The organism is Streptosporangium becharense, assembly GCF_014204985.1.
GTDB lineage: Bacteria > Actinomycetota > Actinomycetes > Streptosporangiales > Streptosporangiaceae > Streptosporangium > Streptosporangium becharense.
In genome coordinates this window covers 6,235,621-6,252,325 of sequence record NZ_JACHMP010000001.1, presented here as the reverse complement: position 1 = coordinate 6,252,325, position 16,705 = coordinate 6,235,621, and the positions used below count along the sequence as shown (strand labels likewise).

Genomic DNA, 16,705 nt, shown 5'->3' with positions numbered 1-16,705 from the left:
CAGGCCGTGCAGCCGTCCCCATGGTGAACGCGGGTCGCAAACCCGCGCGAAGTGTTCTATCAGGACCAGCCGGGCTGGTGAATCCCCTTGTGTTTCCCCAAGCCGCGCGCTCACCAGCAATGATGGCGTAATGGGCACGGTTCCTCTTCAGGTAAGGCGGCTTTAGACATCTCCGATCCCGGGAAGCCACGCCTTTCCGTATGCAGCTGTTTAATGTTTCCTGACCTACAGGGCCGTAGATCCGCAGACGAATCCACTCAAAACATCACCTCGCTGGGACCCTGAGTGGAACCTCGCCCGCCCAGCGCGACATCCGGTTGATTGCGCTGACTAGATTACAAAAACAAACCATAGCCGAATGCTTCAGCCAGCTACATGAAGATCGTAAAACATCGAGGCTAGACATAGTGGACAGCAGCGGAATTCCATAAATACAAGAAGATCCACGCCATTGTTAGACCTGATAGACATGAACAAAAATAAGCGATTCCGACTCAACCTTCCCCCTCTCAATTGCCCTCCCTATCTCTTCCGGATACGTCTCGACTTTAATTGGATCAAATTCATTGATACTTAAGTGCACATCTTTCCATACGGTTGACTCCATTATTAACCACTTTGGAGACCTCTGTGAAATTTCCCTCCACCCCCTCTTACCTAGAAGATGTTTAGCCTTTCCGAGCGCCTCCTTACTGTTATCACCTCCAACATCTATTACAAGAATATTCTCAACTTCAGTCACCCTCTCCCAAGTGCCCTCGCTAGTTGCCTCTCCTAATACTTCACCAATTTTACGCACATCATTGACGGCAGCGGGATCGGCTTGCCGTATCACAGGAAAAAGTCCACATCCCGCGACAAAGAAAGAGAAACCAAAGAGAGTCACGAAAATTTTGAGGGCATGACTGAGTGGTCGCAAAGCTCCAACTCCAACCAAAGTCGTTTCCAGGCACCACAACTTATGGTACACGCGCGGTCCTGCAGCGCTTGTACCCACCCACGCCCGGTGAGAGAGCATAATTTGCACAGGCCCAGAATTCTTCAGGAACCCCGGCTAGCAATACGTTTTCTAGAAACCGCTCACGCTTTTTTGCTGTTTCCCCGTTCTTATTATCAAGGACGCCCGTCTCCTTCCACTTCTGATACTGTCTCATTTCAAATTTTCCGTTCTTTATCCATACCCCGGAACACCCACAGTAAGCGACAGCAGCCTCCCTATCATTAATGCGGTGCACATGACCACTTGGCAAGACATACCATACGTTCTCCTTTAGATGCTCCATCCATGCGGCAGCCAGGAAAATAGACCTACGCCTATGTTTTTCATCCATTAGGATGTCAGCAATATCACCAGTGGACGCTTTACCCCAGTCCCTCTCGTGCGAGTAATTCTTAATCAGCATCGCTCGCGCTTTATACACCTCTAACTGAACTATACCAAGAGACGCACCTTCTTTTTCAAAAAGAAGTGAAGCCTTATCATTTTTATGCGACTTTTCCTGATTCTTGTGCCAGATACTTTCATAGATAATTACGGCCAAAAGAACATCTCTGTTAATTTTAAACTCAACCGCGGCATCGTTGATGTCCCTCCAATATTTGAGGACATTATAATAAAGACCGTAATTTGGGAATTTTACCGGCTTTTTTGAATAGGATGCAAAGTAGGTCGCAGAACCGTCCGCTTTAACCTTCACTCTTTTTGGGTCTAGGCTATTTAGCCCTCCGGACATTGCCCATATCCCAGCCAATTCAGTCGCGCCGAGTTCTGGACTCCAGCGCCTAACATAGGCCATTCGTTCTTTTTCAGATGCTTCCCAGTAATTTACTTGGTCAATCTCCCTGCCGTTTTCCATGACTCCGATCCTGATGGCTTCGTCACGGTCGAACAACGGGAACCTCGTCCACTCTCCGAAATATTCGTTATACCATTCGCGGTCCGCGTCGCTCGTCCCGTTGAACACTAGATCTGAGACGTAGCCCCCCCATGCGTCGTACGGCTGGCCCGGGACGACCTCCGGCGGGGTCCAGTCCCAGCTCGAACTCCGCGACGCCATGGAGCCGGTCCAGTCATACGACTGCCAGCCTGTGCCCCCGCTCGCGCCGGTCTGGGAGCCGCCGGTGTTGATCACCGTGCTGTGCCCGGTGGGGTCGGCGCCAGTGAGCGGGCCGGCGTTCCCGTAGGTGTAACGGTTGGCCTGGACCGACGGGTCAGGGTTGAGGGTGGCGGTGTCGCGGGAGGTAAAGGCACCGGTGCCTGGCTGGTACCAGCGGGCGTGCATGTTGACCTTGCCGGTGTCCGGGTCGGTGTACTCGCCCTGATAGCCCAATGCGCGCCGGGTGCCGGAGCGGTGGGTGACCTGGCCGAACGGGTCGTAGGCGGTCGAGTCGACCAGGGCGGTGCCGGAGAAGGTGGCGACCACGTCACCGTGCAGGTCGGTCATCGTGGCCAGCGCCGGCCCGGTGCCCTCCTGCAGGCTGAGCAGGCCGCCGGACGGGTCGCGGCCGTACTTGGCCTGGACGGCGCCGGTGGAGTCGGTGATGGTGGCGATGTCGTTGGTCAGGCCGGAGTAGACGAACCGCTGCTGGTCGGCTCCCTTGGTGCGGGAGGTCATCCGGCCCAGCGCATCGTAGCCGTAGGCGGTCTCGCCGTCGGTGATGAGCCGGTCGAAGGCGTCGAAGACCAGGGTGCGGGTGGTGCCGGCCTTGGTCTCGGTGGCGAGGGTGCCGCGGGGGGTGTAGCTGTAGTCGGTCCCGTCGCCGGAGAGCAGCCGGTTGCGCTCGTCGTAGACGAACGTCGCATTCCCGGACTTGGTGCGGTTGCCGGAGGCGTCCCATTCGTAGGCGGTGATGGCGCCGCCGGGGGCGGTCCAGGAGGTCAGGCGCCCGGCGTGGTCGTAGCCGTAGGTGTTGGCCCCGGCGCCGGCGGTGCCGGTGGTGGTCTTGGTGGTGAGGTTGTCGTCCTTGTCCCACCCATAGGTGATCTTCGACAGTTCGGCGCCGGAGCTGCTCTTCACGGTGTGGGAGGTCAGCCGGTCCACCGCGTCGTAGCCGTAGGACTGGGTGTTCACCGGGTTGGCCGAGGTCTTGCTGGTCAGCCGGTCGGCCTTGTCGTAGCCGTAGGTCCAGGTGCGGCCGGTCACCGGGTCGCCGGCGGTCTGCAACCGGCCGGCGTTGTCCCAGGTGTAGGTGGCGGTGCCGGTGGGATCCACGCGCTGGGTGGGGTTGCCCCGGGTGTCGTAGGCGTAGGTGGCGACCTGGTTGGTGGCCTTGGAGACCTTGGTCAGCAGGCTGCGGTCGTTGTAGTCCAGGGTGTAGTCGCCGATCGCGGTCATCCGGCCCGCGGCGTCGTAGGTGACATTCCGCTCCGGGGTGGCGACCGAGGTTCCGGTGCCGGTCTCCTTGGTGACCCGGCCCGCGGGGTCGAAGACGCGGTCGATGCGGACCCCGCCGGGTTGCAGGGTGGCCACCGCGTTGCCGGCGGCGTCGTAGACGGCCGTCCAGGTGCGGTCGGCCACATTCGGGTGGGCGGTGGTGGAGGGTTCGACGACCGTCTCGACCAGGCCGAGGGTGTTGTAGGTGGTCCAGGTGGCGTTGCCGCGGCCGTCGGTGAGGCGGGTGCGCGCGCCGCTGGCGTCGTAGCCGAACGTGGTGGTGATCGTCTTGTCGGCGGCGACCGGTTCGATCAGCGAGGTCAACCGGCCGGCGGCGTCGAACGTCCGCCGGGTGACGTGCCCCTCGCCGGAGGTGGAGCTGGTGGGGTTGCCGGCCGGGTCGTAGCCGAAGCCGAGGGTGCGCACGACCGTGCCGGCTTTGGCGCGGTCCGTGACGCCGATCTTACGGCCGGCCAGGTCGTATTCGATCTCGGTGGCGTTGCCCTCGGCGTCGGTCAGTTTGGTCTGCCGGCCGAGCAGGTCGTAGGCGACGGAGGAGGCGTTGAGGTTGGGATCGGTGACGGCGGTGACCTGCCCGGCGGCGTTGACCGTGTAGCCGGTTTCCTTGTTGGCCGGGTCGACGCTCTTGGTGAGGTTGCCCGCCTGGTCGTAGCTCAGTTTGGTGATGAGCGCCGCGGTGGTGGGCTTGCGCTCGATCACCGTGGAGGTGACCTTCCGGCCCAGGTCGTCGTAGGTCGCCTCGGTGCGGGCGCCGGTGGGGTCGACGACCGCGCGCTGCTCGCCCAGCAGGTCGTACTCCGATACCCAGATGCCGCCCGGCCCGGACGGGCCCGGTTCGGTGACCCGGACCGGGCGGCCCAGCGCGTCGTACTCGGTGGTGGTGACGTGGTTGCGCGGGTCGGTGACCGTGGTCTGCCGGCCGGCCTTGTCGTAGCCGAAGCTGACCTTGGGGGTGACCGCGCTGCCGCCCGGCGGGGTGTAGGCGGGGGAGGTGGTCGCGGTCAGCCGCCCGGCCTTGTCGAACGTCGAGACGACCGTGCGGCCCTCGGCGTCGACCGTGTGAGTCGCCAGCCCGGCGGTGTCGTAACCATGCTTCATCGTGGGCCGGCCGTCGGCGGCGGACCCGTTCTTCTCGATTGTCACCTGGGGGGCCTTGGTCTCCACCAGCCGGCCGGCGACGTCGTAGCGCATGGTGGTGGTGAAGTCGGCGGCGGTGGCACCGGAGGCGTTGCCTCGCGGGTCGGTGGTCGCGGTGACCAAACCCCGGTCGTCGTAGACGCTGGTGGTGACCAGGTCGTCATCACCGTTCTCCACGGTTTGGCGGGTCGGCAGGTTCAGCGCGTTGTAGGCGTAGACCGTGGACTCGGTGCGGGTGCCGCTTGCGCCGGTGAAGGTCTTCTTGGTGACGTTGCCGGCCGCGTCGTACTCGAAAGCGGTCTTGCGCTTGAGCGCGGCCGGGTCGAACGTGCTGGACGTCAGGCGGCCGGCGGCGTCGTAGACGTGCTCGACGGTGACCTTCTTGTCGCCGCCGGTGACCTGCTTGGTCGGGTTGCCCGCCGCGTCGTAGAGGTTGTCCTGCAGCACCACGTCGGCCGGGGTGGTCGAGCCGTTGAGGCGGGCGCCCTTGGCGGTCACCTGCGACAGCCGGTTGTCGGCGAAGTAGGTGTAGGAGGTCGTGCGGCCCAGCGCGTCGACCTTGCCGGCCAGGCGCCCACCGGGGTCGTAGGCGTTGGACTCCAGCACCACGTCCTTCGCGGGCTCCGGGGCGACCGGGCTGCCGGTCCAGTTCTTCAGCGTCGTGGTGTACGGCTCGCCGCGCTTGGTGTAGGCGTAGGTGAGGACAGTGCCCATCGGGTCGGTCGTGGACGCGCGGGCGCCGGTGTGGTCCCAGACGGTTTTGGTCACCCCGTTCTCCGGGTCGGTGACCGTCTCGGCCCGGCCGTGGGTGTCGTAGGTGTAGACGGTTTTGCGCTCGGGGTCGCCGCCGGTCAGGTCGGTGAGGGTCTCGGTGAGCCTGTTGCCGTCCGGGTCGTAGGTGAAGGTGGTCTTGGCGGTGTGGGTGACACCGGTGACCTCGTTCTTCACCCCCGGCGCCGTCTGGGTGAGCACCTGGCCGAGGCCGTTGTAGGTGACGGTGGTGGTGACCCCGTCGGGGTGGGCCTCGGAGATCTGCGTGCTGGAGATCACCCGGCCCACCGCGTCATGGGTAAACGTGGTCTTCAGCCCGGACGGGCTGGTCTGCTCGGCCACGTCCCCGGCCGCGGTGTGCCGGTAGGTGGTCTCGTTGTTCCTGGGGTCCTTCTGCGATTTCACCAGCCCGGCCGGGACGGTCCCGCCGCCGACCGCCGCCTCGGTGCCGTCGGTGTAGGTGTAGGTCGTCGACCGGCCGCTGGGGAAGTCTGAAGTGGCCGGGGTGGTCTCCTTGAGCGTCTCCCCGTGCTGGCTGTACTCCCACTTGGTCGCGTAGGTGTTGTCAGTGGCGCTGGACGAACGCGCGTCCCGTGAGGCGATCGGCCGGTCGTTGCGGGGGTCGAACTGGTTGTCCTTGTTCAGGTAGTACTCGTGGTGGTCGAGCTGGCAGCTGCTCGACGTCCGGCACCGCCGCGTCCCGAGGAGGTTGCCGCGTTTGTCGTGGAAGCGCTCCGTCACGACCCCGTTCGGGTCGGTGATCTTGCCGAGGAAGCCACCGGTGTCGTACTCGTACGTGGTGACCTTGAGGAGCTGGTCGCTCTGGCTGACCAGACGGTAGCCACGCCACGCGTCGTAGACGGACGTCAGTTTCTCGTTGCGCGGGTCCGTGACGGTGACCGTGGACTTCCCGGTCGCGCGGTCGTAGACGGGAGCGCCGATCTGCCATGTGCCGCCGTGCGCGTCGGTGTGCGTCTTGAGTCGTTCGGTCGCCGGGTCGTAGACGTTGACGGCCCATACCCGACTGGACGGGAGTGTGACCTTCGTCAGCTTGTTCGGGGCCTCGACCCGGGCGGCGAAGTGCGCCGCCACCTCGGCCTGGGTCAGCGGCCGGTCGTAGACCGCCAGTTCGTCGTAGACTCCCGCCAGGCCGCCGCCGATCTGGGTGGTGTCCCGCACGTCCTTCTGCACCGGCTGGGTGAGCGTTCCGACGGGAGCACCGTCCAGGTACAGGGTCTGCTTGTCTCCGGCGATGGTGAAGGCCACGTGGTGCCACGCGCCGTCGTTCACCGCGGCGGGCGAGACGATGGGCGACGTGGTCGGCCGCAGGGAGGCGCGGAGCTTGCCGTCGGCGCCCACCTGCAGGACCTGGTCCAAAGTGCTGCTCCACTGCCCCGCCGAGACGATCCGGCCCGTCCCGGTGCTCTTGAACCACAGTTCCAGCGATCCCTGCTGGTACAGGCGCGGTATGAGGCTCGCGGGCAGTTCGATCTTGCCGGAGGCGCTCAGTTCGACCGCGGTGTCGGTGCTGCCGGCCAGCGCTCCCGGGCGGCCCAGGGTCGCACCGGAGTAGGAGGCCGAACCGGCGCCCCAGCCCAGGTCGGCGGTGCTGCTGCCGGAGGCGTCACCCAGCCGCCAGTAGCCGAACGGGTCGGCGTCCTGGACCGCGCTGCGGTACAGCGACCCGGCGCCGTACTCGTAGATGGTGCACGCGGTCGCCGGCGCGCAGACCTTGGTCAGGCGGTCACCGGTGTAGGTGTAGGTCCAGGTCAGCGGAGTTCCGTCCACCGCGTCGGTGGACACGCTGGTGACGTGCGCGCCGGTCCAGGTGAACGAGAGGGACCTGCCTCCGCTCCCGGTGACCTCGCTCAGCTTGCCGTCGGTCCCGTAGGTCAGCTCCTGGCTGCGGCCGCGGCTGTCGGTCGCCTTCAGCAGCCGTCCCTGCGCGTCGAAGACGTACGACGTGGACGACTTGTCCATCAGTCGCCAGCCACCGCCGTCGATCTTGGCCAGCGTGGCGTACATGCCCGGCGGTGGTTGGAAGGTGCCGTCCTTCTTGTCGGCGAAGCGCACCGTGTGCCCGTCCGGGTAGGTCACCAGGAGCGCCTCGAAGCCCCGGATACTCTCCGGGACAATGCGCATGTCGAAGCGGGTCGACCAGCCCGCGCCGAACACACCGTCCCGTCGCGGGTCCATGCTGTTGTAGGAGCGCACCACCGACAGGGGCAACCCTGCGGATTTGACCACGGCGTCGGTGAAGGCGGTCGTGTAGTTACCGGTGGCCTGGTGGAACTCCTGGCCGTCGACCCCCCGGGCCGACAGGTTCGAGGTGATCGTGGGCTGACGCACTCCGACGGTGAAGGAACGCGTCGACGAGTACGCCCCCTGCCCGCCGATCGTGGAGGCGTCGCTGGCGTACACCCGCCACCAGTACTCCCTGCCCCAGGTCAGCAGGCCCTCCGGGAGAGTCCACCGGCCGGACAGTCCGCAACAGTCGTCGAAGCTCTCACAGTTGCCCGACATGGACGGTGAGTCACAGACTTCGAAATCGAAGCCGACGACGCCACCGGGCCACGACGTCGCCGTCGCGGACAGCGTCGGCTGCAACGTCATCACCAGCGCCTTGTCGGCGGGGCTGAGAGAGGTGACCGTCGGGGCCGGCGGCGGCGGACACGCTCCCCGATCCGCCCACACCCACGAGAAGTCATTCTCCGGCGGCGTCGTGTTGGCCCATCCCGCGATGTCCTGCAGCGCCTCCCAGATCCGGCCGGCCGAGGCGAGGCGGTCGCCCTTCTTGACGGAATAGTTCGCCTGCCACGGTGAAACGCCCCCGCACGGGGCCGTCGCCAGTGCCTGGGCCGACGTCCTGGCCTGCTCCTGCTTTTTCTTCTTCGACGAGGAGGGGGCCGTTGTTTTGGCGGGCGTCGGATTCTTCACGAACCGGCCCTCGAGTGGCAGCGCCTTCTTCGGCGGATCGACGTCGGGAGACGAGGATTTCTCCTGCACCGCCGTCGATGTCTGCTTCGTTTCCACAAGTGAGGGAAGACCAGCCGCCGTTCCGGTCAATTGCACCGGGGTCGACCCGTTCCAGGCGGCGGTAACAGGGGCGGCGGTATTCGCCTCAGCCACCGCTGCTCCAGCCGGCAGACCCAGAAGACCGGGAATCAGCACTGCCAGGGTGGCGATGCTCATACCGGTCAAGGAACGAGACGAACGAGCCCACGACAATAACCGGCGCATACGCCGTCAACCTCCGACCACGTCCATGCGGAAGCCAAGGGCTCCCGCATCACCCCAGTCCGTTGAAGAGCCCAGCCGGGGCGGGGATCGACGGTGCGGAGCACATCAGCGCAAACAAACGATCAGAAATTACCCATAGATCATCTAATGCCGCAAGATCTACATAAGGGAGAAATAAAGAACACTTAAGACAGGTTTAGAAAATCGACCTACTGTGCGTGTACACGCCCAGATTCTTTGGGTTACCGAATCCCTCAAGCCGACCGTCACCGAGTGAAAACATGTGATCACCCACAGCTTTCATTCGTCGTTTCATTTCTTCACTCTTCTGAGGAATCCCAGGCCGCAGGGCACAGGAGATGTTCACGCGTGGCATACGGAACCGATAAGGGCTTTTCGGTCGTCAACCGATGAAGTGCGGGAGGCACCGCTCCCTCCGGCGCACGACGATGCTGAAACGTGATGGAAAGAGCACGGCCGGATCGCCGAGCGGTCCCAGGAAACTCAGGGCGGACACCCTGTGGCACCCGCCTCACGCAGGCAGTCCCCACCGGCGCTCCTCACCGGAAAGCCGACAGCCGGACACGCTGACAAGCCGACAGCTGGACGACCGGAGGCGGCCGAGACCCGGTGGTCGCACTGACCGAACCCGGTCAGGCCCCGGCGGCGATCTCCTCCAGGCGGATGGCCAGTTGCTCCGGTTCGTCGTCGACCAGCGCCGACACCGCGCGCCACCAGGCGAACCACTCGCCGCTGCGCCACATCCAGTCGATCCGCTCGATGGCGGCGACCACGTCTCCCCTGGTCCGCCAGGCCGGGCCGACCCGGTCGGCGGAGGCGCCGTGGCGCAGGGCCCAGGCGTGCAGGACGGCGGCGGCCCGGTCGTCGACCGGTTGCCCGTACGGGTCGGGGTGCTCGTCCAGGCGGTGCGGGCCGAGGCCGGCGGCGACGCCCCAGCTCCACTGGGCCTCGGCCGGGCGGGAGTAACGCAGCGAGTCGAAGTCGAGGTTGGAGCCGAGGCCGCCGTCCGGGCGGCGCAGGACGACCGCGTCGAGCCGTCCGCCCGCGTCGAAGGAGACCACGATCCGCTGTCCCGGCACGGCGTCGCCGGGCAGCCTGACCCGGTCCTCCGCCTGCCAGGAGTTGAGGTCGGTGAACGCGTACGGGCGGCCCCAGATCGCGTCGGCCACGTCGTCGGCGATCCAGGCGGCGAGCATCTCCAGGACGGTCAGGTCGGTCCACGGGTCGACCGCGGTCGAGTCGCGGAGCACCTCGTCCGGCGCGGGCAGCTTGCCGCCGCGCTCGCGGCGCCACCACTCCTCCCCCAGCTCGCGGGTGCCGACCAGCAGCCCGGCCAGCGCGGCGAGCTCGGTGGACCTGCGGGTGAGGGGGGCGGCGCGGGCGAACTCGACGCAGCGGGCGACGCGGTCGGCGCCCAGCGTCCCGGACGCCTCGCGCAGCAGGAGGGCGGCGCCGGGACGCTCCTCGCCCAGCAGGTCATGGATCAGTCGTCTGGCTTCGGTCCGGGCGTCTTCGGCACGTGCCTCGCGCATACCGACACCGTACGTCGGAAGATCCTCCCGCGCGAGAGCCGGTGGAGCGAGACAGCCGGTGACCGAGAGGGCCGGTCACCGGGAGAGCCGGACGGCCATCGCCTCCCGGCGCGGCCTCGGCCCGCCAGATGGCGACCGGACCGCCTCCGGTGCGACCGGACCACCTCCGCTGCGGACGGCCCGGACGGCCGGACGGCCCGGTCAGCGTCTTCTGGTGCGGCCGAGCAGCCAGCCGATCACTGCGCTGCCGAGCGCGATCCCGGCGCCCATCCCGAACGCGGCCAGCAGCGACCACGGGGGGACGCCGGTCTTGGGCGGCGGGGCGGGGCGTTCGAAGACCTGCGCGGCCCCGGCCGGCCGGGTCGCGACCGGGCCGGTGACCGCGGCGGGCACGGTGGCCGCCGGTCCGCCCAGGGTGGCGTACTCCGGCCCGCCCGGCGCCGCGTGCCCGGTGGTAGTCACCGGTTCGCCCGGCGCGGCCCCCGCGGGTGTCCGCGTGCCGGGAACGGGAGCGGCGGGAACAGGAGTCTCACCGGGGAGGGCCCCGCCGGAGACGTCTCCGGAGACGAGATGCTTCTCCACGGCGGTGAAGAACTCACCCGCCGTCCTCTTCGCCACCGAGGTGAGCATGCGCTGCCCGACGCCGCCGATCATGCCGCCGACCACCGCCTCGGCGTCGTAGTCGACGCGGGTGCCGTCCTCGACCTCGCTGAGGCGGACCTCCACGGTGGCGTCCACGGTTCCTGGCGCCCCCTGGCCCCGGGCTCTGAGCACGAACCGCTGCGGCGCCTCGGGCTCGGCCAGCGACACCTCGCCCTGATAGACGCCCTTGATCGAGGCGACCCCGGCGGTGACGGTCATCCGGTAGGTGTCGGGGCCCGTCTCCTCCAGGCGTTCGCACCCCGGGATCGTCCGTACGAGCACGGCCGGGTCGTGGAGCGCCGACCACACGCGGTCTCTGTCGATGCCGAGCACGGCACTGCCTGCGAGCTTCACACCAAGCACATTAGGCGATCACCCGGCGGAGGGATAAGAGCAACATCTGCCCGCCGGGGCGGGCCGCCGTTGTCAGGGCGGCCCGTCGTCGACCGGCCGGGGACACCGGCCACCCGAGAGCACCGGTTTTTCACCATCGGAAACACCGCACAACCGGCCGGGGACACCGGCCACCCGAGAGCACCGGACCGGCCGGGCACATCGTCCCCGGCCGAAGGCGCCGACGCCCGTACGCCACCGGACCGGCCGGGGCGTCCGGCCGATCGACATGCCGGACCCACCAGACCTGGCCGATCGACATGCCGGACCCACCAGACCCGCCGGGGCCTCCGGCCGGGCGGATCAGCCGGAGGCGCCGACTCGGGCACGCAGGGGGGCGCCGACCTCGTGCAGGTGGCGCAGGGCCTGGGCGTAGGAGTCGACGAGCCCGGACTCCAGGTAGGCGACGCCCAGTTCCTCGCAGTACGCCCGGACGATCGGCTGGGCCCGGCGCAGGTTCGGCATCGGCATGCTCGGGAAGAGGTGGTGCTCGATCTGGTAGTTGAGCCCGCCCAGCACCACGTCGAGCACCTTCCCGCCGCGTACGTTGCGCGAGGTCAGCACCTGGCGGCGCAGGAAGTCGAGCTTCTCCTCGCCCCGCAGCGTCGGCATGCCCTTGTGGTTCGGCGCGAAGGTGCAGCCCAGGTAGACGCCGAAGACCGCCTGGTGCAGCAGGAGGAAGGCCACGGCCTTGCCGGGTGACAGGACCGTGAACAGGGCCCCCAGATACAGGACGGCGTGCGTGGCCAGCAGCGCCGCCTCCACCCCGCGGTGTTTGATCACTGGGCGGGTCAGCGCGCGGACGCTGGAGACGTGAAGGTTGAACCCCTCCAGTGTGAGCAGCGGGAAGAACAGGAAGGCCTGCCGCCGGCCGATGAACCTGGCCAGCCCGCTGCTCTCCGCGGCCTGCTCACGCGACCAGAGCAGGAAGTCCGGCGAGACGTCCGGGTCGTGGTCCTCGTGGTTGGGGTTGGCGTGGTGGCGGGTGTGCTTGTCCATCCACCAGCCGTAGCTCATGCCGATGGCGAGGTTGCCCGCCAGCATGCCCGCGATCTCGCTGGGGCGGCGCGAGCGGAAGACCTGGCGGTGGGCCAGGTCGTGGGCGAGAAGCCCGATCTGGGCGAACACCACGGCGAGGAGGACGGCGACCGCCAGTTGGTACCACGAGTCGCCGACGGCGAGGAAGGCCGCCCAGCCGCCGACGAAGGCGATCACCACGAGCGAGGACCGCACGATGTAGTGGCCGGGACGCCGCTCCAGCAGCCCCGCCTTCGTGATCTGGCGTGACAGGCGGGCGAAATCACTGCCCCGCGGGCCGTCCCCGGCTGCTGCGGGGGAACTGGTGGCGGCTGTCGCTGTCAAGTCGGGCACGACTCTCCTCGGATGGGGTGGATCACGTTGGGTCCTGGCAGGCCGCCGGCACGCTGGATCCGAACCGGATGGATGAGCTGACTTTCCCAGGATCTCGTGTTCGCCGTAGTGAGGAACCCCTGTCTCCACCCCGTTTCCCGGTGGGGCCACCCCTACCTCGTCACCTCCGCACACCGATGATCGTCACCCCCGCCACCGGCCCCGCCCCCCTCCGCACACCAGCTCCGTCGCCTCCGCACACCGGCTCCGTCGCCTCCGCACACCGGCCCCATCCCCCGCGCACCGGCCCCACCCCCCTCCGCACACCAGCTCCGTCGCCTCCGCACACCGGCCCCATCCCCCGCGCACCGGCCCCACCCCCCTCCGCGCACCGGCCCCCCTGACACCAGCCCTGTCACCCCTCCGCACGCCGATGATCGTCGCGTCGGGCGGACCGGCCGTTGGTGGCAGGATGGTCGCCCATGGCATCGGTGATCACCTGGACGACCAGAGCGGCGGCTGCGATCACAGCGCTGGTGGTGAGCGCGGGGTGTGCCGCGGCGGGAGACAGCGGGCCGGACGGCGGGCCCGGGCCGGGCGGGGACGCCGCGAAGCCGGGAGCCTCGGCCGGCGCCTCCGGCTCGGGCAAGGGACGCGGCGACCGGACCGGTCCGGCGGGCCCACCGGGAGTGGTGCCGCGAGCGGGTGAGGTGAGGAGGATCCCCCGCCCCGCCGACGGCCTGCCACCGGTGATCAGTTCCATTCCCACCGAGCGGAAGGTCGTCTTCCTGACCATCGACGACGGCTGGGAGCAGGACCCCGGTTTCGTGGCGCAGGTCCGCGACCGGCGGATCCCCATCGCGGCCTTCGTCACCCGGGACGCGGTGGAGGCCAGAGGTGCGAGCGACCCGACCGCCCAGGGAGGCAGGTTCCTGGGCGCCGGTAAGTGGGACTACGTGCGGGAGCTGCGCGAGGCGGGTGCGACGATCGAGAACCACACCCTGACCCATCCCAACCTGCCGCTGCTCGGTTACGAGGGGCAGAAGGCCGAGATCTGCGGCACCTCCACGCTGATCCGCCGGCGCGTCGGGACGACGCCGACCCTGTTCCGCCCGCCGTTCGGCAACCAGAACAGCCTCACCCGCAAGGCCGCGAAGGCGTGCGGCATCGAGGCGCTCCTGCTGTGGACGGCGACCGTGCAGCCGGGTGGGAAGATCGCCTACCAGGTGCCCGACAAGAAGCTCCGTCCCGGGGACGTGCTGCTGCTGCACTTCCGCCCGAACCTCTCACGGGACTTCCGCATCCTCGTCAACAAGATCAAGCGACGGGGATTCGAGCTCGGCAACCTCGACGCCTACCTGAAGGCCGCGCTGCGCTGACCCTCTCCCCGCCTCGGCGAGCGCCGCGGCTCTCCTCCCTGCGAGCGGTCAGGCGAGCGGCCAGGCGAGCGCCCCCCGCTCCCCACCCGGCGAGCACTCCGGCCAACACCCCGATGCCCCACCCGCCGAACGCCCCGGACAGCGTGAACGGCCCGTCCCCCCCCGGGCCGGGCCGTTCAGCGTGTCCACCGCCTGTCTACGGAACCATCCGTAGGGTCACTCGCTCTCAGCGGTGTACAGGTACTCCCAGTCGCCGCACCTGGTCGGGTAGGAGCTGTGCAGGCCGATCTGGCAGACCTTGACGCGGAGGCCGTCGACCTTGTGCTTGCTGAAGGTGAAGTGCTTGGCCCCCCCGGCGCCGCAGTACTTGTAGGACTTGCCGTCGTACCACTTGCCGTGGTGGTCGCCGAAGTGGTGAGCCTCGAACTTCACGTACGCGCACTTGCCGCCCTGGCCGTACGTGCGGTGGTCGAGGTCGTACAGCTTGCCCTTGACGTCGACCCGGTTCCACTTCTGGTGGTGGCCCCAGTCGACGCCGACCCAGCCGCGGGCCTTGGCCTTGTAGTTGCGGGAGTGGTAGGCGCCCCAGTTCTCGCTGTAGTCGTAACCGGACGCGGAGGTCGCGGCGGACGCGGTCGCGGCGGCGGACGCGGTGGCCGGCGTGGCGAGCACGACGGCGCCGAGGGCGGCGGTGGCCAGAAGGCCGGTGGCCAGTCTCTTGATCATGATTTCTCCTTGAGCCCCCCGGACCGGCTCCGTACCGGCTCCCCCCTGGGGCTGGTTCATTGATAAGGCGCCGCGCTTGCAACCCCCCTTACTGCTACTTGCCCCTTTCCTTACCAATCGCTTACAGAGCAGCTCAGATGAGGTAAAAACCCGTTAGGCCGGATATCTCGGATGACCACCGGTTCTCCCCCCACCCGGCCGGCGGTGTCCACCGCCCGGCGTACCCGTGAATCCCCCATGCGACGGACGCCCGCCGGGTGCCCCCTCGGCCACCATGGAGCCATGCACCCCGAGGTGGACGCCGGAGCACCGGTTCGCCGGACCACCGGACACGGACACGGCGGTATCGGGGTGCGTGTTCCCTCACCGGGGACGCCGCGGAGAGATTCGCGGGTACCGCAGGGGAGAAGGAAGCAGGCGCCGCGGGCCCAAGGGGACGATCTTGGTCCGGTAGAGAAGTGCGGTCTCGCACCGGACCATGTGACAAAGATCGCAGTAGTCCGCGGCGCCCATCCTCCCCGTTGCTCTACAAGTCGTAGTACTACTAGAGGTAGCACTACAGAACGTAGAGCTTAGAGAGCCGCGAGGGGAAGATGGACGCACTGGATCTGGCGCGGTGGCAGTTCGGGATCACCACCGTTTACCACTTTCTGTTCGTACCCCTGACGATCGGCCTCGGCGTCTTCGTGGCGGGTCTGCAGACCGCGTGGCACCGCACCGGCAAGGAGCACTACCTGCGGCTCACCAAGTTCTTCGGGAAGCTCTTCCTGATCAACTTCGCCATGGGCGTGGTGACCGGCATCGTGCAGGAGTTCCAGTTCGGGATGAACTGGAGCGAGTACTCGATCTTCGTCGGTGACGTCTTCGGTGCTCCGCTCGCCCTGGAGGCTCTGCTCGCGTTCTTCCTGGAGTCGACCTTCATCGGGCTGTGGATCTTCGGCTGGGACAAGCTGCCCAAGCGCGTCCACCTGGCCACCATCTGGATCGCGGTCATCGGGTCCAACCTGTCGGCGTACTTCATCCTCGCCGCCAACGCCTGGATGAAGCACCCGGTCGGCTACGAGGTGGTCGACGGCCGGGCCCGGATGACGGACCTGTGGGCGGTGCTCACCAACTCCACCGCGCTCGCCCAGGTGCCGCACGTGATCGCGGGGTCGTTCGTGGTCGCCGGCGGGTTCGTACTGGCGGTCTGCGGCTACAACATCATGCGCGAGCGCCGGGCCCACCCCGGTGAAACCACCCCGCACGGGACACACGAGGCACACGGCACGCGCGGGACCACCTCGCGTGCGCTCCTCCCCGGGGGCACCGGCCCGGCACGGCGCGACGGCGCGGGCATCTGGCGCACCCCGATGCGGGCCGCGCTGCTCATGACGGCGATCGCCGGGGCACTGGTCGCGGGCACCGGAGACCTGTCGGCCAAGCTGCTGCACGAGCAGCAGCCGATGAAGCTCGCCGCCGCCGAGGGGCTGGAGCGCGACACGGCCGGGGCCCCGTTCTCCCCCGTCCCGGGGGTGGAGGTGCCCATGCTGCTCAGCTTCCTGGCCACCAACGACCCGAACGCGGTGATCCAGGGCACCGAGGACCTGCAGGCCCGCTTCGAGAAGCAGTTCGGCCCCGGCGACTACCGGCCGAACCTGCCGGTGGTCTTCTGGTCCTTCCGCGTGATGATCGTCTTCGGCCTGTCCACGGTGGGCCTGTCGGTCCTCGGCCTCTGGCTGACCCGCGGGCGCCGCCGCGACCCACGCCCGCCGCGGGAGGTCCCGGACTGGTTCGCCCGGATCTGCCTGCCGGCGCTGCCGCTGCCGCCCCTGGCGATGATCGCCGGATGGCTGCTCAGCGAGGTCGGACGGCAGCCGTGGACCGTCCAGGGCGAGCTGCTCACCGCCGCGAGCGTCTCCCCCGGGGTCAGCCTCACCGAGGTGGCCGTCTCCCTGGCGGTCTTCACCGCGCTGTACGGCGCGCTCGCGCTGGCCGAGGTCGTGCTGCTGGTCCGCTACGTCAAGGCGGGCCCCGAGCCCACCCCCGTGGTGCCCGTCCCGTCGCCGCCGTCGCCCCGCGACAGCCGGGACGACGACGCCCGGCTCCAGCCGACCCTGATGTACTAGGAGGCGGGAAC

General features: G+C 67.7%; 8 protein-coding genes. 2 read left to right on the top strand and 6 right to left on the bottom strand.

Going from position 1 to position 16,705, the window contains the following annotated elements; genetic code table 11:
• Window positions 1-454 precede the first annotated feature (454 nt).
• The 5 genes from F4562_RS27345 to F4562_RS27325 all read right to left on the bottom strand — a co-directional run bounded on the left by F4562_RS27345 (window position 455) and on the right by F4562_RS27325 (window position 12,493).
• Window positions 455-835 carry a hypothetical protein gene (locus tag F4562_RS27345; RefSeq protein ID WP_184541582.1) on the bottom strand — a complete coding sequence of 127 codons (381 nt, stop codon included), beginning with the start codon at window positions 833-835 and terminating at the stop codon, window positions 455-457.
• Between the two features lie 124 nt (window positions 836-959).
• Entirely contained in the window at window positions 960-8,240 is a 7,281-nt protein-coding gene (locus F4562_RS27340; RefSeq protein ID WP_184541583.1) for a LamG-like jellyroll fold domain-containing protein, read from the bottom strand.
• 956 nt (window positions 8,241-9,196) lie between these two features.
• Complete coding sequence (locus F4562_RS27335) at window positions 9,197-10,096, bottom strand: hypothetical protein (RefSeq protein ID WP_184541584.1); 900 nt, start codon at window positions 10,094-10,096, stop codon at window positions 9,197-9,199.
• A gap of 201 nt (window positions 10,097-10,297) precedes the next feature.
• Complete coding sequence (locus F4562_RS27330) at window positions 10,298-11,092, bottom strand: SRPBCC domain-containing protein (protein WP_184541585.1); 795 nt, start codon at window positions 11,090-11,092, stop codon at window positions 10,298-10,300.
• A gap of 342 nt (window positions 11,093-11,434) precedes the next feature.
• Window positions 11,435-12,493 carry a fatty acid desaturase family protein gene (locus tag F4562_RS27325; protein WP_184541821.1) on the bottom strand — a complete coding sequence of 353 codons (1,059 nt, stop codon included), beginning with the start codon at window positions 12,491-12,493 and terminating at the stop codon, window positions 11,435-11,437.
• A 470-nt stretch (window positions 12,494-12,963) separates the two neighbouring features.
• Here F4562_RS27325 and F4562_RS27320 point away from each other — a divergent pair, with 470 nt between their 5' ends.
• Window positions 12,964-13,860 (top strand): polysaccharide deacetylase family protein, encoded by an 897-nt coding sequence (locus F4562_RS27320; RefSeq protein ID WP_184541586.1) that lies wholly within the window; start codon window positions 12,964-12,966, stop codon window positions 13,858-13,860.
• 216 nt (window positions 13,861-14,076) lie between these two features.
• On the opposite strand, the gene F4562_RS27315 is transcribed toward F4562_RS27320, so the two are convergent.
• On the bottom strand, window positions 14,077-14,586 hold the full coding sequence (locus tag F4562_RS27315; protein WP_184541587.1) for a hypothetical protein: 510 nt from the start codon (window positions 14,584-14,586) through the stop codon (window positions 14,077-14,079).
• 593 nt (window positions 14,587-15,179) lie between these two features.
• On the opposite strand from F4562_RS27315, the gene F4562_RS27310 reads away from it, so the two are divergent.
• A complete protein-coding gene (locus F4562_RS27310; RefSeq protein WP_184541588.1) occupies window positions 15,180-16,694 on the top strand; it encodes a cytochrome ubiquinol oxidase subunit I in 1,515 nt (504 codons plus the stop codon).
• Window positions 16,695-16,705: the final 11 nt, after the last annotated feature.

Excerpts from the sequence above, each read along its gene's own strand:
- F4562_RS27335 (WP_184541584.1), bottom strand. The coding sequence starts at position 10,096 with ATGCGCGAGGCACGTGCCGAAGACGCCCGGACCGAAGCCAGACGACTG.
- F4562_RS27320 (WP_184541586.1), top strand. The coding sequence starts at position 12,964 with ATGGCATCGGTGATCACCTGGACGACCAGAGCGGCGGCTGCGATCACA.
- F4562_RS27315 (WP_184541587.1), bottom strand. The coding sequence starts at position 14,586 with ATGATCAAGAGACTGGCCACCGGCCTTCTGGCCACCGCCGCCCTCGGC.
- F4562_RS27310 (WP_184541588.1), top strand. The coding sequence starts at position 15,180 with ATGGACGCACTGGATCTGGCGCGGTGGCAGTTCGGGATCACCACCGTT.